General features: G+C 51.7%; 18 protein-coding genes. 17 read left to right on the forward strand and 1 reads right to left on the reverse strand.

The window, feature by feature from the left end:
* The 17 genes from H1S01_RS02815 to H1S01_RS02895 all read left to right on the forward strand — a co-directional run bounded on the left by H1S01_RS02815 (position 1) and on the right by H1S01_RS02895 (position 19,027).
* Entirely contained in the window at positions 1-540 is a 540-nt protein-coding gene (locus H1S01_RS02815) for an MltG/YceG/YrrL family protein (protein WP_188038554.1), read from the forward strand.
* Positions 541-708: 168 nt separating this feature from the next.
* Complete coding sequence (gene rpsB / locus H1S01_RS02820; protein WP_188038555.1) at positions 709-1,407, forward strand: 30S ribosomal protein S2; 699 nt, start codon at positions 709-711, stop codon at positions 1,405-1,407.
* A gap of 79 nt (positions 1,408-1,486) precedes the next feature.
* Positions 1,487-2,164, forward strand: a complete 678-nt coding sequence (tsf, locus tag H1S01_RS02825; protein ID WP_155474888.1) for a translation elongation factor Ts — start codon at positions 1,487-1,489, stop codon at positions 2,162-2,164.
* A 125-nt stretch (positions 2,165-2,289) separates the two neighbouring features.
* Positions 2,290-3,018, forward strand: coding sequence for a UMP kinase (gene pyrH, locus H1S01_RS02830; RefSeq protein ID WP_188038556.1), 729 nt, complete (start codon positions 2,290-2,292; stop codon positions 3,016-3,018).
* A 28-nt stretch (positions 3,019-3,046) separates the two neighbouring features.
* The gene (gene frr / locus H1S01_RS02835) at positions 3,047-3,568 is read left to right on the forward strand and encodes a ribosome recycling factor (protein ID WP_243236932.1); all 522 of its coding nucleotides are present in this window, start codon (positions 3,047-3,049) and stop codon (positions 3,566-3,568) included.
* 3 nt (positions 3,569-3,571) lie between these two features.
* Positions 3,572-3,784 carry a hypothetical protein gene (locus H1S01_RS02840; RefSeq protein WP_188038558.1) on the forward strand — a complete coding sequence of 71 codons (213 nt, stop codon included), beginning with the start codon at positions 3,572-3,574 and terminating at the stop codon, positions 3,782-3,784.
* An 80-nt stretch (positions 3,785-3,864) separates the two neighbouring features.
* Positions 3,865-4,647, forward strand: a complete 783-nt coding sequence (locus H1S01_RS02845) for an isoprenyl transferase (RefSeq protein WP_188038559.1) — start codon at positions 3,865-3,867, stop codon at positions 4,645-4,647.
* Positions 4,648-4,662: 15 nt separating this feature from the next.
* Complete coding sequence (locus tag H1S01_RS02850; RefSeq protein ID WP_188038560.1) at positions 4,663-5,460, forward strand: phosphatidate cytidylyltransferase; 798 nt, start codon at positions 4,663-4,665, stop codon at positions 5,458-5,460.
* Positions 5,457-6,560, forward strand: coding sequence for a sporulation integral membrane protein YtvI (gene ytvI, locus H1S01_RS02855; protein WP_188038561.1), 1,104 nt, complete (start codon positions 5,457-5,459; stop codon positions 6,558-6,560). The genes H1S01_RS02850 and ytvI overlap by 4 nt, the downstream gene beginning before the upstream one ends.
* Positions 6,561-6,565: 5 nt before the next feature.
* Positions 6,566-7,753, forward strand: a complete 1,188-nt coding sequence (locus H1S01_RS02860) for a 1-deoxy-D-xylulose-5-phosphate reductoisomerase (protein WP_188038562.1) — start codon at positions 6,566-6,568, stop codon at positions 7,751-7,753.
* On the forward strand, positions 7,738-8,790 hold the full coding sequence (gene rseP, locus H1S01_RS02865; RefSeq protein ID WP_188038563.1) for an RIP metalloprotease RseP: 1,053 nt from the start codon (positions 7,738-7,740) through the stop codon (positions 8,788-8,790). The genes H1S01_RS02860 and rseP overlap by 16 nt, the downstream gene beginning before the upstream one ends.
* Before the next feature lie 15 nt (positions 8,791-8,805).
* Positions 8,806-9,861, forward strand: a complete 1,056-nt coding sequence (ispG, locus tag H1S01_RS02870) for a flavodoxin-dependent (E)-4-hydroxy-3-methylbut-2-enyl-diphosphate synthase (RefSeq protein ID WP_207732167.1) — start codon at positions 8,806-8,808, stop codon at positions 9,859-9,861.
* 54 nt (positions 9,862-9,915) lie between these two features.
* Positions 9,916-11,637: a proline--tRNA ligase gene (locus H1S01_RS02875; protein ID WP_188038565.1), complete on the forward strand. Its 1,722-nt coding sequence runs from the start codon at positions 9,916-9,918 to the stop codon at positions 11,635-11,637.
* 42 nt (positions 11,638-11,679) lie between these two features.
* Complete coding sequence (locus tag H1S01_RS02880; protein WP_188038566.1) at positions 11,680-12,348, forward strand: glycosyltransferase family 2 protein; 669 nt, start codon at positions 11,680-11,682, stop codon at positions 12,346-12,348.
* Positions 12,349-12,727: 379 nt separating this feature from the next.
* Positions 12,728-14,068, forward strand: a complete 1,341-nt coding sequence (locus tag H1S01_RS02885; protein ID WP_188038567.1) for a PhoH family protein — start codon at positions 12,728-12,730, stop codon at positions 14,066-14,068.
* 92 nt (positions 14,069-14,160) lie between these two features.
* Complete coding sequence (locus H1S01_RS02890) at positions 14,161-15,309, forward strand: MGDG synthase family glycosyltransferase (protein WP_188038568.1); 1,149 nt, start codon at positions 14,161-14,163, stop codon at positions 15,307-15,309.
* A gap of 22 nt (positions 15,310-15,331) precedes the next feature.
* Positions 15,332-19,027 carry a PolC-type DNA polymerase III gene (locus H1S01_RS02895; protein ID WP_188038631.1) on the forward strand — a complete coding sequence of 1,232 codons (3,696 nt, stop codon included), beginning with the start codon at positions 15,332-15,334 and terminating at the stop codon, positions 19,025-19,027.
* Between the two features lie 140 nt (positions 19,028-19,167).
* Here H1S01_RS02895 and H1S01_RS02900 read toward each other — a convergent pair whose 3' ends face one another.
* A complete protein-coding gene (locus tag H1S01_RS02900; RefSeq protein ID WP_188038569.1) occupies positions 19,168-20,328 on the reverse strand; it encodes a methyl-accepting chemotaxis protein in 1,161 nt (386 codons plus the stop codon).
* Positions 20,329-20,529 lie beyond the last annotated feature (201 nt).

Genomic DNA, 20,529 nt, shown 5'->3' on the forward strand with positions numbered 1-20,529 from the left:
GTGAACAATAAACGTTCGCCTGAAGCAAAAGGGGCCTTTTCTAAAGCCATCCGATGGGTGAGCGATGGAAAGGTTCTTTTTACTTTAGGAATGATATTCTTCGGGGCTGGATTGCTACTTCAGGGAATCTCTCTGAAGAGTCCCCCCGCACCGATAGGGCAAGAAACTGCAGAGACGGCTAAACCGGATGAACCCATCAATCCAGGAACACCTAGCAATCCCCCCGCTCCAGCTACCCCTATTCCGACCGAAAATAGACCGATAGACACCGCAGAAAGTGGACAAAGCGGGGTCAATAATACTCCGGCTGCCCCAACTGATCCAACTGTCAATCGCACGATCGTTTGGGTAAACGGCGGTGACACATCCGAAACAGTAGCAGAGAAACTGCAACAGGCCGGTCTAATCGAAAATACGCGCCAGTTTAACGATTTTTTAATCAATCGGGGCTATGCTCGGCGGCTTCAGAACGGTGAGAAAATATTATCCAAAGGAATGGATGAAGAGGCTATCGCTAAAATACTCGTAACAGCTCCATAATTTTTTGACGTAGCCCTTGCCAGAATCCACCGGAATATGATATCATTTTTATCGGTGTGTTAAGTACACACGGTTGAAGACCGAAACGTTCGGTTCCCTGGCATGGCCAGGGTAACGGGCCGGGATGATTCAACCGGAGGAACAAAAACCTGAGAGGAGGTGGATGTTGTGGCGGTTATCTCTATGAAGCAACTGCTGGAAGCAGGTGTACATTTCGGACACCAAACCCGGCGCTGGAACCCCAAGATGGCCCCCTACATCTTCACTGAACGGAACGGTATTTACATTATTGACCTGCAAAAGACCGTTCGTAAAGTCGATGAGGCTTACAACTTCATTCGCGAGGTTGCAGCCCAAGGGAAGAAAATTCTCTTTGTAGGGACGAAAAAGCAAGCTCAAGATTCTGTCAAAGAAGAAGCTGAGCGTTGCGGCATGTACTACGTCAATCAGCGTTGGCTGGGCGGCATGCTCACCAACTTCCAAACGATTCAAAAGCGTATCGCTCGTCTGCGTGAGCTTGAGAAGATGGAAGCCAACGGCACCTTTGAAGTTCTGCCGAAAAAAGAAGTCTCCAAACTCCTGCACGAGAAGGAAAAGTTGGAGCGCTTCCTCGGCGGTATCAAAGACATGAAAGACCTGCCGGGAGCCATCTTTGTCATCGACCCGCGGAAAGAGCGGATTGCTGTTGCGGAAGCCCGTCGCCTGGGGATTCCCCTCGTCGGCATCGTGGATACCAACTGTGATCCCGATGAAATCGACTACGTTATCCCTGGCAACGACGATGCCATCCGTGCTGTCAAGTTGCTGACAGCGAAAATGGCTGATGGTGTGCTGGAAGGCAACCAAGGACAATCGGACGCCCAATAGTCCTACAGGGGTGACCGGGGGAGACCCCGCCGTCACCCTTTTTTGATTAGTCGCCAGAACATACGGATATACTACCCGAATGAGGTCATATGATAGGAGGAGTATCAACGTGGTTACAGCAGCCATGGTAAAAGAACTGCGCGAGCGCACTGGCGCCGGCATGATGGAATGTAAGAAGGCTCTCGGTGAAACGAACGGTGATATGGAAAAGGCCGTTGACTACCTGCGTGAAAAGGGCCTCGCCGCTGCTGCTAAGAAGGCCAGCCGGATCGCCGCGGAAGGTCTCGTCGAATCGTACATTCATGGTGGCGGCCGTATCGGTGTTCTCGTCGAAGTGAACTGCGAAACGGACTTCGTCGCCAAAACCGATGCTTATAAAACCCTCTGCCGCGACATCGCCATGCAAATCGCCGCTTCCAAACCGGAATATGTTCGCCGCGAAGAAGTTCCGGCGGAAGTCATCGAAAAAGAAAAAGAAATCCTCCGCAACCAAGCCCTCAACGAAGGCAAACCTGAAAAGATCGTCGATAAAATGGTGGAAGGCCGCGTTGAAAAGTACTATAAAGAAACCTGCTTGCTCGAACAACCATTCATCAAAAACCCGGACGTCACTGTTCAACAACTGCTCACCGAAGCGGTCGCGAAAATCGGAGAAAACATCAGCGTTCGCCGTTTTGTCCGTTTTGAACTGGGCGAAGGCTTAGCCAAAAAACAAGACGATTTTGCTGCCGAAGTCATGGCTGAAATCAATAAATAATAGACATTTCGGTGCGTATCGAAACACGAAAAAGGGGACACATGGGTGTTCTCTTTTTTATAGGAAAAGGATTTTCTTCCCGCTTGTAGAAAAGGGATAAAGAGATAAGGGGAGGTAGGACCCCATTGCAGCCAAAATATAAACGTGTGATTTTAAAATTAAGCGGTGAGGCCTTAGCCGGCACCAAGGGCTACGGCATCGATCCCGATGTGGTGAACTCCATCGCCGATCAGATCCAAGATGTCAAAAAAATCGGTGTCGAAGTTGCCGTCGTCGTTGGGGGTGGAAACATCTGGCGTGGCGTTGCCGGTTCTGCCAAAGGAATGGACCGGGCCACTGCCGACTACATGGGGATGTTGGCCACAATCATGAACTCCCTCGCCATACAAGACGCATTGGAAAAGCGGGATGTAGATACTCGGGTACAAACAGCGATTGAAATGCGGCAGGTGGCTGAACCGTACATCCGTCGCCGCGCCATTCGCCACCTAGAAAAAGGCCGTGTGGTCATCTTCGCCGCCGGAACAGGCAACCCCTATTTTTCGACTGATACGACCGCTGCGCTCCGGGCAGCCGAGATCGAAGCAGACGTGATCCTCATGGCCAAACGGGGTGTCGACGGAGTGTATGACTCAGACCCCCGCAAAAATCCAGAAGCGAAAAAAATCAACGAGTTAACATATATCGACGTGCTGAATCAGGGCCTTGGCGTCATGGATTCCACCGCCACGTCCTTGTGCATGGATAATCATATTCCCCTCATTGTATTTGGCTTGGAGACACATGGAAACATCGAACGTGCCGTCATGGGAGAAAAGATCGGCACGGTGGTTGGGAGGAAAGAAAGTGATTAAAGAAATCAAAAATGAAACCGAAGACAAGATGAAGAAATCCATCGAAGCTCTGCGCAAAGAATACCAGTCTATTCGTGCCGGCCGTGCCAACCCCGCTATCCTAGATAAAGTCATGGTGGAGTACTATGGTGTTCCGACTCCCCTCAACCAAGTGGGCAACATTTCGGCACCAGAACCACGGCTGCTCATGATTCAGCCCTGGGAGAAGTCGCTACTCTCAGCGATCGAAAAAGCTATCCTCAAGTCTGACCTGGGTCTGACGCCATCGAACGACGGAAGTGTTATTCGACTCATCATTCCCCAACTGACACAAGAGCGGCGGAACGAGCTGGTCAAGCAGGTGAAGAAACGGGCCGAAGAATATCGGGTCATCTTGCGTAACCATCGCCGTGAAGCGAACGATGACATCAAAGCCTTGCAAAAAGATCACATGATATCTGAAGACGAAGCGAAACGGGCCCAAGATGAAGTGCAGAAGCTGACCGATAAATTCATCAAAGAAATCGATCAAGTGGCTGAACGCAAAGAAGCCGAAATTATGGAAGTGTAACCTTTGTCAACACCGAGTCTAGATAACTTAGAACAGACATGGGTCGGTAAAACCCTGCAGGAGACAGTTGATTACTGTAAGCGTTCCGGCATAGATTTTCTGACTCAGTCTGTTGGCAGGATAGAGGAAACCACTCCGGTAGAACCAAGAGTGCTCCAAATCCGAAGCGGTAAACCGATGATTATCGTGTATGCACACTTTCCCCGCTACCACTAAACCACAATTTACCCCCTCGGAGCCCCGAGGGGGTTCATCACTCTTAGCGTAAAAAAGCGGAACAGACAGGAGGGGTCTGATTGCCACGACGTTTATGGCCTTTCGGCCAAACAAAAACATCTGCCGACGAGCAGGCATTGAGCGAGCAAGTTGACCCCCACCGTATCCCCAAACATATCGCCATCATCATGGACGGCAACGGGCGCTGGGCGAAGCGCAGAGGTTTGCCCCGAGTGGCCGGGCACCGAGCGGGTGTCGAATCGCTCCGTCGCGTCCTTGAAGTCTGTGAAGATTACAACATAGCCTATTTAACGGTTTACGCATTCTCCACGGAAAACTGGAAGCGGCCTGCCGATGAAGTCAATGCCCTCTTTGACTTGCTCGTCGAATACCTACATCGCGAACTCAACACTCTCCATTCGAAGGGAGTGCAAATTCGGGCCATCGGCAAAATCGAGGACCTGCCGGCAGGACCCCGTCGAGAATTAGAAAAAGCCATCGCGAAAACGGCTAACAATACAAGACTCGTTCTGAACGTGGCTCTTAACTACGGGGGGCGATTCGAGATCGTCGAAGCTGTCAAGTCGATTGCTCGCTTGGCCGTGGAAGGTAAGGTCGATCCCGAACGAATTGACGAGAAATTCATGAGTCAGTATTTGTACACGGCCGATGTGCCTGATCCGGACTTATTGATTCGTCCTTCCGGAGAACTACGACTATCAAACTTTTTACTCTGGCAATCGGCTTACACAGAGATTTGGGTTACACCTACCCTGTGGCCTGATTTCGGTCGAAAAGAAATGGTCCAGGCGATTGTTGATTATCAAGGACGGGACCGCCGGTTTGGTGGAGTGAAAGTCTAGGAGGAAGTATCCGTCATGCTCTGGAAACGTATGATAAGCGCAATGATAGGAATTCCTCTGGCTGTCGCCGTCATCTACTATGGTGGATGGATCATGACTCTGGCCGTAGGCTTGCTTGCTATGGGAGGCGTCTACGAGTACCGGCAAATGCTTTTACAATTGGAGACGGATCCGCCAGCATGGATAAGCTATCCTCTAGTTATTGCCGTGGTTTTAACGGCTCACTATGGCGGTCAACAGGTAAGCTGGATTCTTACAGCGGCAGGTCTAACCATGCTGGCTCATCTCGTCTTTGCCTACCCTGACGGTAAACCTCAGGAAAGCGCTGCTGCGATCACCGGAGCGCTGACGATCACGTGGCTGATGGGCCACTTGATCCTCCTGCGGCAGCTTCCCGCCGGGGTAGAAGCGGTCCTGCTCACCTTTTTGATCACTTGGTCCACCGATACGGGCGCCTATTTTGTGGGCCGAGCCCTGGGAAAACGCCCCTTGGCGGCTAAGCTCAGCCCCAAAAAGACGCTGGAAGGCTCTATGGGCGGCTTGATCGCAGCGGCCCTGGTTGGTGCTTATGTAGGGCCCCTCTGGTTTCCCCATATCCCTTTGCCGCTATGGATCGGGGTGACCTTGCTGGTTTCCGCCCTAGGACAGTTCGGAGACTTAGCTGAATCGGCGCTCAAGCGTCTAGCCGGGGTCAAAGACTCCGGTAATCTCATCCCGGGTCATGGCGGCGTTCTGGACCGCTTTGACAGCATTCTCTGGACAGCGCCGTCGACCTATTACTTTCTCCTGTTTTGTGAGAGGTTTCTACAATGAGAGATTGGCAATACTGGCTGGCGATTTTTCTGCGTTTGGCTGTCATCACCCTAACGCTGGCCTTGGCCTATTTTACAATTGAATACGCGCTGCCGATGACGATCGACGTATTTGGGCGGTTGACCACGTACCTGTTGCCTTTTCTGCTGGGTATCATGATCGCCTTGCTCATCGAACCGGTCGTAGAGTATGTGAGTAAGCGGACGACCTTGACGAGAGGACTGTCCACATTCCTCACCCTTGTCGTCTTCTTAGGTTTTGTCAGCGTCAGCCTGGTCGTCATCATCAGCCGTCTCGTCATTGAAATGGTCAAAATCGCATCCAGTTTGCCCTCACCACAGTTTATGACGCAATATTTCGCCAACCTCGTGCAAATGGCTGCGCCCTATTACGCTGCGCTCCATTCATCACCGGAAGTATACGCCACGGTGGAGCGAATTGCTGCAGAAGGCCTGATCGGTGTTAAAAATTTGGCCGTTTCTGGGTCAAACTATCTATTAGACACGATCACTTCCTTGCCGTCCTTCTTCACGATCCTGATCTTCACCTTGGTAGCTAGCTTCTTTTTCAGCCGGGACAAGCGAGCCATCTTGGATCTCTTGTACGGTGTTCTTCCTGATGCCAGAGCCAGCCAAGCTCGACAGATCATCATGGAACTAGGGGAAGCCTTTATCGGCTTTGTTCGTGCCCAAGTGATTCTGGTATCCATCACAGGCTTGCTGACCATCATCGGATTGTACGTCTTAGGCAACGAATACGCCTTTACCGTAGGGATTTTGACAGGGTTAATGGACCTTTTGCCCATATTGGGGCCGGGTCTTGTTTTTCTGCCTTGGATCATCTGGGAACTGCTCACTGGTCAATACACACTCGCCGCTAACTTGAGCATTCTCTACGGGGTACTTGTTCTCAACCGCCAATTCATTGAGCCGAAAATTGTAGCCGATTCGATCGGTCTTCACCCCTTAGCCACCTTAACGGCCCTCTATGTGGGTCTAAAAGCTTTTGGAGTGATCGGGGCCATTATTGGGCCGACTATTGTTTTACTGCTCATATCTATGTACCGGGCTGGCGTATTCAAGAACATCCAAACGAGGTGAACAGATTGACCAAAAGGTTAGCCATATTGGGATCCACCGGCTCTATCGGACGGCAGACCTTAGATGTGGTAGATCAAAGTGAAGGCCGCTTAGAAGTCATCTCTTTGGCGGCAGGAACCAACTGGCAAGGAGTGTTGGATCAGGTTCGTCGCTACCGACCTCAACTCGTCGCCATGATGGACACAGTTGCTGCAGAGAAACTGGCCGATGCGCTCCAGAAAGAGGACATCCACATCCCCATTTGCACCGGCGAGGGCGGATTGGCGAAAGCGGCTTGTCACCCCGAAGTCGATACAGTGGTGACGGCGGTCAGTGGTGCCATCGGATTGGGACCGACGATGCAAGCGATCGAGGCGGGCAAACATATCGCCTTGGCAAATAAAGAGACCCTCGTTGCCGCTGGTGCTCTCGTCATGGAGGCAGCACGGAACAAAGGCATTTCCATACTTCCCGTTGATAGTGAACACTCAGCCATTTTTCAATGCTTACAAGGACAGGATCGACGCCATGCACGGCTCATCCTGACCGCATCAGGGGGACCTTTCCGCGATAAAAGTGTCGAAGAACTTTACCGTGTCACCGCTGACGATGCCCTTCGGCACCCGAACTGGCGCATGGGTCCTAAAATCACTATCGATTCAGCGACTCTGATGAACAAAGGTTTGGAAGTGATCGAGGCTCGTTGGCTCTTTGATACGAATTTTGACGACATCGAGGTGCTTGTTCACCCTCAAAGTATCATTCATTCCATGGTAGAGTTCACCGACAGTTCCGTCATCGCCCAACTGGGTTTGCCTGACATGCGCCTACCCATCCAATACGCCTTAACCTATCCGGACCGTTGGACGACGAATTGGCCTCGTTTGAACTTAGCTCAGATGTCTTCCCTCACTTTCCAAACGCCCGATCTAGAGAGATTTCCTAGCTTGGAACTGGCGATACGGGCCGGACGGGCCGGAGGGACCTTACCGGCCGTCATGAACGCGGCCAACGAAGTCGCTGTACACGCCTTTTTAGATCGAAAGATCGGCTTTATGGATATTCCGAAGATCGTCGAGGAAGCCATGGAAGCCCATGAATGGATGCAGGAACCGGATTTGCTGACCATCCGCAGGGCTGATGAATGGGCTCGTATTTTTGCAGAAATGCGTGTCAACCATGGAAGGGAGGTCTCGGATTGCTCACCTTTTTAGCCTCCGTGTTCGTTTTCGGCCTGATGATTTTCTTTCACGAACTAGGGCATTTCGCTGTCGCCAAATTTACCGGTGTCCGAGTTCTGGAGTTTAGTCTTGGCATGGGACCGAAACTGGCAGGTATTCGGAGCGGTCCGACCCTGTACGCCTTACGCTTGTTGCCTATCGGAGGGTTCGTTCGGATGGCCGGGATGGATCCGGAAGAGAATGCAGTTGCAACAGGCTATGATCCAGGTAACTTTAATAACAAAACCGTCCTACAGCGGGCAGCGGTGATCTTTGCCGGTTCTTTCATGAATTTCATCTTGGCTTTCCTCCTCTTTCTCTATATCTACATGATCATCGGCGTTCCCACCTATTCGAATGTCATCGGTAACGTACTCGCTGGAAAGCCGGCCCAAATGGCTGGAATTCAACCGGGAGATCGTGTGCTGTCGGTCAACGATCAACCGGTGAAAAACTGGCCTGAGATGATCAGTCAAATTCACCCGAACGCCAATCAACCGTTGAATCTACGCATTGAGCGACAAGGGGAAATCCGGGAAGTGACGGTTACGCCGGCACTCGATCCAGAACGCAACGTGGGCCAGTTGGGAATCACCGTCGACGATAAAAGCATGATCTATGAGAAAAAGGGATTATTCGAGTCGTTAAAACTAGGGACGGCCAACACTTTTGCGATTACGGGCTTGATCCTGCAATCCATCATCCAAATGATCACCGGGGCAGCGCCACCGGAAGTAGGCGGACCGGTGATGATCGTCAACGAGATCGGAAAAGCGGCTCAAGTGGGACTTAACTCGTTGCTCATGTTGGCCGCCGTCTTGTCCATCAACTTGGGTATCATCAACCTCTTTCCGATCCCTGCCCTTGACGGCAGCCGTCTTGCCTTTTTAGGTCTCGAAGCTTTGCGGGGCCGGCCCCTCGATCCCTCGAAAGAAAGCATGATTCACCTTATCGGTTTCGCATTGTTGCTCGGTCTCATGCTCATCGTCGCTTACTTAGATGTCTTGAAATTGATGGGAGGAGGGGACTAGAAAATGGACATCACCTTGCCTCGTCGGTCCACTCGACGCATCTACATCGGCAATGTCCCCATCGGCGACGGAGCACCTGTATCGGTCCAATCCATGTGCAACACAGATACCCGGGACTCTCGAGCCACCTTAGAGCAAATTGGCCGCCTTGCTGCGGCTGGTTGCGAGATCATCCGGGTCGCTGTCCCCGATGCCAAAGCGGTAGAGGCACTGACGGAAATCGTCAACCATTCCCCGATTCCTGTCATCGCGGATATCCATTTTGATTATAAGTTGGCCATTGGTGCCCTCCGGTCTGGTGTGCACGGTCTTCGCCTCAACCCCGGAAACATTGGCGGTTCGCAGAATGTGCGGGAAGTTGTCGCTATCGCTCGGGAACGGCAAGTCCCCATCCGTATCGGTGTCAACGCCGGTTCTCTGGAAAAATCCCTTCTCGAAAAATATCAAGGGGTAACAGCAGAAGCGCTTGTAGAAAGCGCTTTGGGCCATATCCGGCTTCTGGAGAATGAAAACTACCCTTGGATGAAAATCTCCCTGAAAGCTTCGTCAGTTCCTCTCATGGTCAAGGCGTATCAGTCCCTCTCTGCACAAGTGGATTACCCGCTCCATATCGGCGTCACCGAAGCAGGTACCGTCCGATCAGGCGTCATCAAATCTTCCGTAGGGATCGGTGCCTTGCTGGCTATGGGGATCGGCGATACTTTACGGGTATCTTTGACAGGCGATCCTGTACCAGAAGTTGCTACCGGTTGGGAGATCCTAAAGTCGCTGGGACTGCGCAAGCGGGGTCCGGAAATGATCTCCTGCCCCACCTGCGGTCGTTGCCAAATCAACCTGACAGCCGTGGCAGAAGCGGTGGAAAAAGCGCTGGAGACGGAGACTCGTCCCATCAAGGTGGCCGTAATGGGTTGCGTCGTCAATGGACCGGGCGAAGCTCGGGAAGCGGATGTGGGCGTCGCCGGCGGTCGAGACAGTGGGCTTCTTTTTCGTAAAGGGGAAGTCATCAAAAAAGTCTCTCAAGAAGAAATGGTCGAGGCTCTCCTTGAGGAGATTCGCAATCTCCCTGCTTGAGTCTTATTTGATAGATCTACCAATCTCATAGAATAATTGGAGCGTGAAAACACCGTGCGCATGTCGCAACTGTTCGCACCGACTCTGCGGGAGACGCCCGCTGAAGCTGAAGTCATCAGCCATCAACTCTTGCTGCGGGCGGGATTTATCCGCCGGTCTTCGGCCGGCGTCTATCATTACCTGCCCTTGGCGCAGCGGGTCCTGCAAAAAATCATGGCCATCGTCCGTGAAGAAATGAACGCTGCTGGCGGTCAAGAACTGCTCATGCCTGTCATTCAACCGGCTGAACTGTGGCTGGAGTCAGGTCGCTGGAATGTATACGGCGACGAACTATTCCGGCTAAAAGACCGGCACCAGCGTGACTTTTGCCTCGGTCCGACCCATGAAGAGATCATCACCGATTTGGTAAAGAACAACGTCACCTCTTATCGGGATTTACCGCTGATGCTTTATCAGATCGCTAACAAATATCGTGACGAACGTCGCCCCCGCTTCGGATTGATGCGAGGCCGTGAGTTCATCATGAAAGACCTCTATTCTTTTGATCGTGACGAGGCGGGACTCCATGAATCGTACCGCAAGATGTATGAAGCGTATACGAACATATTCCGACGCTGCGGCTTGAAGTTTCGCCCAGTAGAAGCCGATGCTGGTGCCATCGGAGGCACTGGCGGTTCGCACGAATTCATGGTCCTCGCCGAATCAGGCGAAGCCGAGATCGTCTATTGTGATGCTTGCGAATACGCTGCCAACGTGGAAAAGGCGGAATGTAAGCCTCAAAACCAACCAGGCAAACCGGCCTTGCCGATGGAAAAGGTATCTACACCGGGACAGAAATCGATTGAAGACGTGAGTAACTTCCTCAAGGTCAACCCGACCGACACGATCAAGACGATGATCTTCCGGGCCGACGATCAGTTAGTCATGGTGCTTATCCGCGGCGACCGGGAAATCAACGAGATCAAGCTCAAGAATAAACTGGACTGCCTGGACTTGCGGCTTGCCTCCGAAGCAGAGTGCCTCGAAGTAAGCCCCGGCGGTACAGGCTATCTCGGCCCTGTCGGCATCAAAGGCATCCCCATCTATGCGGACTTAGAAGTAATGACTCTGACGCGGGCCGTCGTCGGTGCAAACGAACCGGAGGCTCACTTGATACAAGTACTGCCCAATCGCGATTTCTCGGTGACAGAAGTGGCCGACTTACGGATGATTCAAGCAGGCGAGCCTTGTCCCCAGTGCGGCGCGCCGGTGAAAAAAGCCCGCGGCATTGAAGTGGGACAAGTCTTCAAGCTGGGCACTAAATACTCCAAGTCGATGGGATGCACCTATCTCGACGAAAAAGGGCAAGAGCAACTCATGGTCATGGGCTGCTACGGTATCGGTGTCAGCCGTACGATAGCATCGGCGGTGGAACAAAACTATGACGCCAATGGCATTGTCTGGCCTGTCGCCATCGCCCCCTATCAAATTGTCGTTGTCCCCGTATCGAACAAAGATGCAGCTCAGATGGAAGCTGCTGAGGCGATTTATAAAGAACTGCAACAAAAAGGGGTCGACGTAATGCTCGATGATCGGGCCGAACGTCCCGGTGTAAAATTCAAGGATGCTGATCTCATCGGTTTCCCAATTCGCATCACCGTCGGCAACAAACTGGCCAGTGAAGGGCTGGTAGAGGTCAAACTCCGCAACAATGGTGATCAGTTCAACCTTACCAGGGGAGAGGTCACCGATAAAGTCGTCTCTTTGATTCAGCAGAGTGTGGCCCAAAATAGGTAAGTACCGTTAGAACAAAATATCTCCTGATTAAGAGGTGGGAAGATGTCTGTTTCCGTCATTATTCCTGCTTATAACGAAGAACGAACCATCACCGACGTAGTTCGAGCCGTTATGGCATCGCCTTATGCGGATGATGTCATCGTTGTCAGTGACGGATCGGAAGATCACACCGCTTTTTTGGCCCGACAAGCGGGGGCGCAGGTGATCGAGCTTCCTGACAACCGGGGAAAAGGTGCCGCCATGCAGGCAGGAGGCAAGGTGGCCCGATTTCCCACATTTCTCTTTCTCGATGCAGATTTGATAGGTCTTACTCCGACCCACCTAAGGTCACTGGCCCAACCAGTGCTCGACGATCAGGCCGATATGACCGTCGGCATCTTTGAGCAGGGGCGATTCGCCACCGACTTGGCCCAACTTGTGAGCCCCTACCTATCAGGTCAGCGGGCACTAAAAAGAGATGTCTTTACGGCGATTTCGGAACTAGAAGCCAGCCGCTATGGCGTCGAGGTCATGTTGACACGGTTTTTTCGGAATAATGAACACCTGCGTCAGCAGGAAGTGATCCTGACCGACTTAACCCATCTGATGAAAGAGGAGAAACTGGGATTCGTCAAGGGCTTCAAAGCCCGCTTGAAGATGTATTGGGAGATTGGAACTGTCTATTTGGAACGACCAACAAGGATAGGCAGAGACGATAGGCCCGATTCGTAAAGAAAAGGTAAGTCTTGTAGAATTGCGAGGCTTCTGACGAAAAGAGGGTCTGCAGACCGACAATCGGTCTGGCAGATTCTCTTTATTTTTTCTGCATCATTTTTCTTTGACCCCTGCTATGTAGCAGCATTCTTCAATTTTCATACCATAATGATACATTGCCGAATACGGAACTTTTATTCGTCCATCCTTGCGAGAAGTATTCAGGATAAGCCGCCGATCGTTAGTCTTGATTTCGCTCTCTTGGACGTACTCTGTATTAAGGAAACTTAACAAAGCCAAGTACGAGGAAGGTGACCGGGAATGTGGAAATCGTTTAGAAGAGGCCTGACCAATGTAGCTAAACCCTAAAATAAAACAGGGAAGGGCGGCTGAAACATTGGAAAACCGTAAGACCTATATCCTGGACACAAACGTACTTCTACAGGATCCTGAATCGATTTTTGGATTTAAGGAAAATGATGTGATCATACCCGCCGCAGTCGTCGAAGAACTTGATGGTAAAAAGCGCCTCCAAGATGAATTAGGGCGGAGTGCCCGTCAAGCGTCTCGATTGCTCGATGGACTGCGGGAGAAAGGATTTCTTCACGAAGGGGTGCCTCTCCCGGAGGGAGGCACCTTGCGCGTAGAACTAAATCACCGCGATGTGGCTGGTTTTCCCGAGGCTTTTTCCACTTCCGGGGCTGACAACCGGATTCTATCGGTTGCCTTTAACCTAAAACGCGATGAAGAGGAGAGAGGCGTCGAAGCACAGCCCGTCATCATTGTGAGTAACGATGTGATCGTACGCATCAAGGCTGATGTACTCGGCATCGAGGCAGAGGAATACCGACGGGACCGGGTGACGGAAGACCAGGAGCACTATATGGGGTTTAAAGAGATCACCGTTTCGGCAGCCCTTATCGATTGTCTTTATCAGGATCTCGTCGTTGATATTGAAGAGACTGGCTTGAAAAGCAGTTGTTGGTACCCGAATGAATTTGCTATCTTGAAGGATGAATGGGGTTCCAGTCGATCCGCTGTCGGTCAAATCAGCCCCGATGGTCGTAAACTCGACTTGATATCGCCGGCGACCCAACCGGTCTGGGGTGTCACTCCCCGGAACGTTCAGCAGAAAATGGCATTGCGCCTCCTGTTGGACGATGAGGTCCCCCTCGTGACCATCTGCGGCAAAGCGGGCACGGGCAAAACGTTGCTGACGTTGGCCTCCGCCCTGCACAAGACGATGGATGATCAACGGTATAAGAAAATTCTTGTTTCTAAGCCGGTCGTTCCTATGGGCCGCGACATGGGCGCCCTTCCCGGCGAACTCGGTGAAAAGCTTCGTCCTTGGATGCAGCCCATTTACGACAATCTAGAATTCTTACTCGGGGCCAAAAGCGATATGATGAAAGACATTTTGGAGGAATATGGAACGATCCAGGTGGAAGCGTTGAGCTACATCCGTGGCCGCAGCATCCCGAAACAATTTATCATCATCGATGAAGCACAGAATTTGTCCAAACATGAGATTAAAACGATCGTTTCTCGGGTGGGAGAACAGAGTAAAATCATCGTGATGGGCGACCCTCAACAGATCGATGCGCCCTATCTAGATGAAAGGAATAACGGTCTCGTCTACTTGGTAGAAAAATTTAAAGACCAGGAAATCGCCGGTCATGTAGTCCTGACCAAGGGTGAGCGCTCTCGCTTGGCTCAACTGGCTGCCGATCTGTTATAAACCGTCAGTTGAGACAAAGACCGCCTTCATGGTAAAATTGAGAAAAAGGGTGGCCCCTTTGGGGCCACCTTAACCTTTCGGGAGACGTTGAAATGAGTTCTCAGCCAGAAAAGTGTGACGTGCTAATTTTATCGGTCGAGGCCGGAACGGGACATGCTCAGGCAGCTCGCGCCTTAGCCGATGCCTTGGCGGAGCGGGGCCTTGTCTCCCGGATAGAAGATGCCTTTGCTTATGGACCACCCTGGGTCTTTGATACAGTCATCGGTGTCTATCTACGTTTGCTGGAACAGGCCCCAAGCCTTTATAGCTACCTTTATGGACTCGCCGAAGGTCCTTCAGCAGGTCGACTCGGACAAAGGATACTTACGACATATCTAAAAATCTTCCTAGGTCAAGGGTTAAGGGATCTGATCCGGCAAAGAGAACCTCGCTGTATTATCTGTACTCATCCTTTTCCAGTAGGGGTTCTCGGCTACTTTCGCGAGGAAGGCTGGCTTCAAGGGCCTATCGCTGGCGTCGTGACGGATTTTTCCATTCACCCCTTCTGGGCTTTTGAGGGCGTCGATCGTTACTACGTGGCGGCGACGCCTCTCGTCGACCAACTGAGAACCTTCGGAATTGATCCGAAGACGGTACAGGTGACGGGGATTCCGATCAAGGAAGATTTTCTACGGGCCGCACCGATGAGCCGGACCGAAGCGGAAAAAGCCCTGAACATTCCCGCCTCGCCGAAACGTATCCTTGTCATGGGCGGCGGGCTGGGACTAGGACCAGTGGCTGAATGGGTGAGCGATCTCACTCGAGCGCCCTTAGAAGACCTGCAGATCGTCGTTGTGGCTGGTAAAAACGAGGAACTTGAACAGCGTCTACGCCAAATTCCGGCACCGCCGGAACGGCTCATCGTCCTCGGCTATACCCGTCAGGTCGCCTTACTGATGGCATGCAGCGATCTGTTTATCACCAAACCCGGCGGCCTATCGGCCTCGGAGGCCATGGCCATGGCCCTGCCGCAAATTTTGCTGCCGCCTTTGCCAGGTCAGGAGGAGGTCAACCTGCGATTCCTTGTCGATCACCAAGCAGCTTGGCCTGCAGAGGATGGGGACAAGTTTATCGAACAGGTGACGGTCCTGTTGCAGGATGAACAAAGACTTTCGGCTTGTCGCGAAGCGGCCCGCCGCCTAGGCAACCTATTGGCTGCCCGAAAAGTGGCCGACGATATCGAAAACATCATCAATCGGTAATGGGGGGACCACCTTGGCCACCATGCCTTCAAATATAGCCTCCGCCGCTGCTGCCGTATCAGCTCCGACGACGACCCTATCGGGAGACAAGCCCCTCTTTCAGATCGAGCGGGTCATCGTACAGCGGCAAAAGGCGTCATGGATCTTATCCATAAGAGCGAATAAAGCTTGGACGGAGTCCGACTTACAAAATCTATTGGATAAAACCCGTTCCGCCGTTCCTGAGTTGCAAGAAATCGATCTACATATCGAATGTCCTGTCCAAAATTCAGAACAGTTGCTTCGAGATTATTGGGAATGTTGGGTGTCCCTTTCCGTACCGGACAAAGCGCCACTGGTGCGAACAGCCTTACTCAATGCAGATAGACGAATTGAAGGAGATCGTTTTGTTCTTTCCGTCGATCCGGCGAAAGCAGATTGGCTCCGAACACGTCAATGTCAGCGCCATTTAGCTGAAACGGCGGCCCGCGTTTTCGGCGTAAAATGTACAGTCATCCTAAAAGAAGCGGAAGCACAAGTAGATGATCAGTACCTGCAAGCTCGCGAAGAAGAAGAAAAGCGGCTCTTGGCAGAAGCGAACAAAGCCGCCGAAAACAGCGGTGGAACCAGCGTTACCAAAGGAGACGATAAACCTTCGGGGCCTGTCGGCGAGATTTGCGGAAAAACGATCGGCGATTGGGAAGTGACCCCCCTTAAAGAAGTGCAGGATGAAGAGCGCAGCATCATCGTGCAGGGTCGCGTATTTGGACTGGAGACGCGAGACTTAAAGTCCGGCCGCCGCCTAGTCACTTTTCACGTCACCGACGAGACCGATTCAATCACAGTCAAGGTCTTCGAAGGAGAGAAAGAAGACATCCTGGCTGACGGACGTCTTAAAGATAATGCATGGGTCAAGGTTCGAGGCCAGGTACAATTGGATAAATGGCAACAGGAACTGACGTTGCTGGCCCGGGACATTAATGCTCATAAGGTGTCCATCCGGCCTGACAATGCCGAAGTGAAGCGGGTCGAACTGCATGCCCATACGAAGATGAGTTCCATGGACAGCGTCGTATCGGCGAAAGATCTGGTTGCGCGAGCTGCCGCCTGGGGCCATCCGGCCATCGCCATCACCGATCATGGCGTGGTACAAGCTTTTCCAGAAGCCTTTGAAGTGGGTCGCAAGCTCAAGATCAAGGTGATTTACGGCGTTGAAGGATATTTTGTGGACGCCATGCCCGCGAACGGTCAAAAGATGAAATCCTATCACATCATCCTCATGGTGAAGAACTACACCGGTCTGAAAAACCTTTACCGGTTGATCACCAAATCCCACCTGGAGTACTACGAACGTCGCCCTCGCATTCCCCGGCCGCTTTTAGAGGAATACCGGGAGGGCCTCATCGTAGGTAGCGCCTGTGAGGCTGGTGAACTGTTCCAAGCGATGCTCAAAGGCGCTGATGACGACGAACTCAAGCGTATCGCCGACTTTTACGATTTCTTAGAGATCCAGCCTGTCGGCAACAACATGTTCTTATACAGAAAGGGAGAAGTTCCTTCGGTAGAGGCGCTGCGGGATTTAAATCGGCGCATCGTCCGTATCGCCGACGAACTCGGGAAGCCGATCGTCGCCACTGGTGACGTACACTTTTTGGAACCTAAAGATGAATGCTATCGGCGTATCCTTATGGCTGGCAAAGGCTTTGAAGACGCAGACGACCAGGCGCCTCTCTACCTCCGGACTACTGACGAAATGCTGGCTGAATTCGACTATTTGGGGAAGGCCGACGCCAAGCGGGTCGTCATCGATAACCCGCGCCTCATCGCGGACATGGTGGAAGAAGTTAAACCGATTCCCGATGAGTTTTTCCCGCCGATCATCGACGGCGCTGAAGAGCAGATCCGCAGCATGTCTGAAACAAGGGCGGCCGAACTTTACGGAGATCCCTTGCCAGACGTGGTTCGCAAGCGTCTCGATAAGGAACTACACTCCATCATCTCAAACGGCTTCTCCGTCCTATACCTCATCGCCCAAAAGCTGGTGAAAAAGTCGAACGACGACGGCTACCTGGTCGGCTCTCGGGGTTCCGTCGGCTCCTCCCTGGTTGCCACTTTCACAGGCATCACCGAAGTAAATCCTCTCCCGCCGCACTACTGCTGCAGCCATTGTAAACATTCCGAGTTCATCACCGACGGCAGCACCGGCTCCGGAGCGGACTTGCCCGATAAGGTATGTCCCCAGTGCGGCCATCCATTGACCAAAGACGGTCATGATATCCCCTTCGAAACCTTCCTAGGTTTTGAAGGAGATAAGGTACCTGATATCGATTTGAACTTCTCCGGTGAATACCAGCCGAGAGCCCATAAATTCACAGAAGAGCTCTTCGGCAAAGACTATGTCTTCCGGGCCGGAACGATCGCCACCATCGCCGAGCGAACGGCTTTTGGCTTTGTAAAGAACTACATGGACGAAAAAAAGATTCCTGCCAGAAACGCCGAACTGTCCCGACTGGTCGGCGGATGTACCGGTGTCAAACGGACGACAGGCCAGCACCCGGGAGGCCTGATGGTCGTCCCGCGAGACGGCGATATCCATGACTTCACGCCGCTGCAGCGCCCGGCCGATGATACCAAATCAGAGACGATTACGACCCACTTCGACTACCATTCCATCTCCAGCCGTCTCGTCAAGCTGGACATCCTCGGTCATGACGATCCGACGGTCATCAAGATGTTAGAGGACTTGACAGGGATCAATGCGAAGACTATCCCCTTGGACGACCAGAAAACGATGTCCCTTTTCTCGTCGACAGAAGCATTGAGCGTTACGACCGAGCAAATCCGTTCCAACACAGGCACGTACGGCATTCCTGAGTTCGGCACGAAGTTCGTCCGCCAAATGCTGGAGGACACACAGCCGAAGAGCTTTTCTGAACTGGTGCGCATCTCTGGGTTTTCCCATGGTACCGATGTCTGGCTGAACAACGCCCAGGACCTGATCAAGAGCAGAACTTGTCAGGTGGGCGAAGCCATCTCTACCCGGGATGACATCATGGTTTACCTGATGTACAAAGACCTTCCTCCCAAAAAAGCCTTCTCTATCATGGAAGGCGTCCGGAAAGGCAAGGGTGTCAAACCGGAAGATGAACAACTGATGCGGGAGAAGAAAGTGCCTGAATGGTACATCGAGTCCTGTAAAAAGATCAAATACATGTTCCCCAAAGCCCACGCTGTTGCCTATGTAACCATGGCATTTCGCATTGCCTGGTTCAAAGTTTACTATCCCGAAGCTTTCTATGCCTCATTCTTCACCGTTCGAGCCGACGAATTCGACGCAGACCTCATCTGTCAAGGCGGGTCCGTTGTGCGCCGAACGATTGAGGAGATCGAGCGCAAAGGGAACGAAGCGTCAGCGAAAGAAAAGAACTTGCAGACTATCCTCGAATTGGCCCTCGAGATGTACGAGCGCGGGATCCACATGCAGAAAGTAAACCTCCAACGATCCCACGCATCCAAGTTTCTTATCGAAGAGGCAGGTCTCTTACCGCCCATTGGCGGCCTGCCGGGTGTGGGCGCCACAGCGGCGCAGAACATCATGGCCGCGAGGGAGGAAGGGCCGTTTATCTCCATTGAAGACCTGAGGGTGCGGAGCCGAGTAAGTAAGACCGTCATCGAGGCACTGCAGAAGCATGGGGCTTTGGATGGAATGTGTGAGACGGACCAGATGTGTCTGTTTTGATAGCCTATTGATTAGGATTCCTATGAATCTTGTCAAAAAGCCCGGAATGAATAAAGCGGTGAGTAAAAAGGGTTCTTTTTACTCACCGCTTTTCTTTTTGGCAGAACCAATTGATGGTTACGCAGGAGGTTCGTTTAGAATCATATAGCTTCTTTAACCTCAATCGATAATGACTCTACCCCCCGTTTGAGTTCCTCTAATAAACATAACACCTCGGAAGATACCTTTTCCGCTTCCTCAAAAACCTCTCTTGAATGGGCAAGATCCATCCTTTTATACATTTGAATCGCATGAGCACATTTTTGATGGAACAAGGCGTGAATCTCTTCCAGTTGTTTGAAGGGTTCCAAATCGCCAAACTCCAGCTTTCCGATGCCATAATACCATTTGCCAAGGCGACATACCCTATGGTCGCGCACATTTGTTTCGTCGAGGGTAAGAATACCCCGAAGCATATAGGCAAGGCGAGCCTTCCACAACAGGTGATCCGTTTTTGCCAAGTCGATAAGTTCATTGGCCGTAAAGAATACTTTCTTGCCGCTTAACTCGGCCCGGATAGCGTCGGCTTGTTTTAACACCTCCAGCAAACTGACGTTGCTTTTTTGCATCATGTCGTTTAACAGTACCGTCCGGTGGGAGAAATCTTTGATCGTGGCGTGAACCTCATCAAAAGCAGCGTTTTGCTCCTGGGCCAAAGGAGTCAGGTTGACAATCGTTTGACCGATCTCTTCGAACACTTCGATAAGGTGGCTAGCGTTTTGGCGTACTGTATCCACTGACTTGGAATTGTGTTCGAAGGAATCGCTCATTTGATGAAATGAAGTACAGATTTTATGGACCTCATTTTGAATCCCTACCAGTTGAAGGGTAATCTCTTCGACCGATTGCTTAGCTTGAACGGCGAGTTTCCGGATCTCTTCGGCTACGACTGAAAAGCCTCGGCCATGTTCTCCCGCCCGGGCGGCTTCAATAGCAGCGTTCAAGGCCAATAGATTCGTTTGATCGGATACCGCTTTTACTGCCGATACCAGGTGGTCGATACGGGCTGTCGAGCGGTTCAGCTCTTGTATCCGGTTCGTCACATCCAGCAAATTTTTCCGAGAGTTTTCTGTTTCTTGAGTTACCTCTTCTAAACTGGAGTTGGTTTGCATCACCGACTCCTTCCCCGATTGGGTTTGTTCTGCTGTTTCTGTCACCATTTGGGCAAAATCATTTATCGAACTTGATACCTGAACTACGGAGCCTGCGACATGATCAAAGTTAGCTGTTAATACCTCAAATTCATGGGCTAACTGATTCACGTATTCTCCGTTGTTCAGCCCCTCGAAAACGACCGTGTTTAAACTGCTCGTAATCTTTTTAAGCAACGATTCTTGTTGATCGAGCAGTTTATTGATGAGTCGAGTTACGGGATATAAAGAGTCCTCTTTTGATAGATAAATGCGTAACGTATAATCGCCTTCACAAATTTTTTCTAGAGCGGAGATAATCGGATTTAAGTC

It is taken from the genome of Heliobacterium chlorum (assembly GCF_014502795.1).
Taxonomy (GTDB): Bacteria; Bacillota; Desulfitobacteriia; order Heliobacteriales; family Heliobacteriaceae; genus Heliobacterium; species Heliobacterium chlorum.

What these genes read in the sequence shown, in the direction of transcription:
- tsf (WP_155474888.1), top strand. Translation starts at nt 1,487, where the DNA reads ATGAGGTCATATGATAGGAGGAGTATCAACGTGGTTACAGCAGCCATG.
- frr (WP_243236932.1), top strand. Translation starts at nt 3,047, where the DNA reads ATGAAGAAATCCATCGAAGCTCTGCGCAAAGAATACCAGTCTATTCGT.
- H1S01_RS02850 (WP_188038560.1), top strand. Translation starts at nt 4,663, where the DNA reads ATGCTCTGGAAACGTATGATAAGCGCAATGATAGGAATTCCTCTGGCT.
- ytvI (WP_188038561.1), top strand. Translation starts at nt 5,457, where the DNA reads ATGAGAGATTGGCAATACTGGCTGGCGATTTTTCTGCGTTTGGCTGTC.
- H1S01_RS02880 (WP_188038566.1), top strand. Translation starts at nt 11,680, where the DNA reads ATGTCTGTTTCCGTCATTATTCCTGCTTATAACGAAGAACGAACCATC.
- H1S01_RS02890 (WP_188038568.1), top strand. Translation starts at nt 14,161, where the DNA reads ATGAGTTCTCAGCCAGAAAAGTGTGACGTGCTAATTTTATCGGTCGAG.
- H1S01_RS02895 (WP_188038631.1), top strand. Translation starts at nt 15,332, where the DNA reads ATGCCTTCAAATATAGCCTCCGCCGCTGCTGCCGTATCAGCTCCGACG.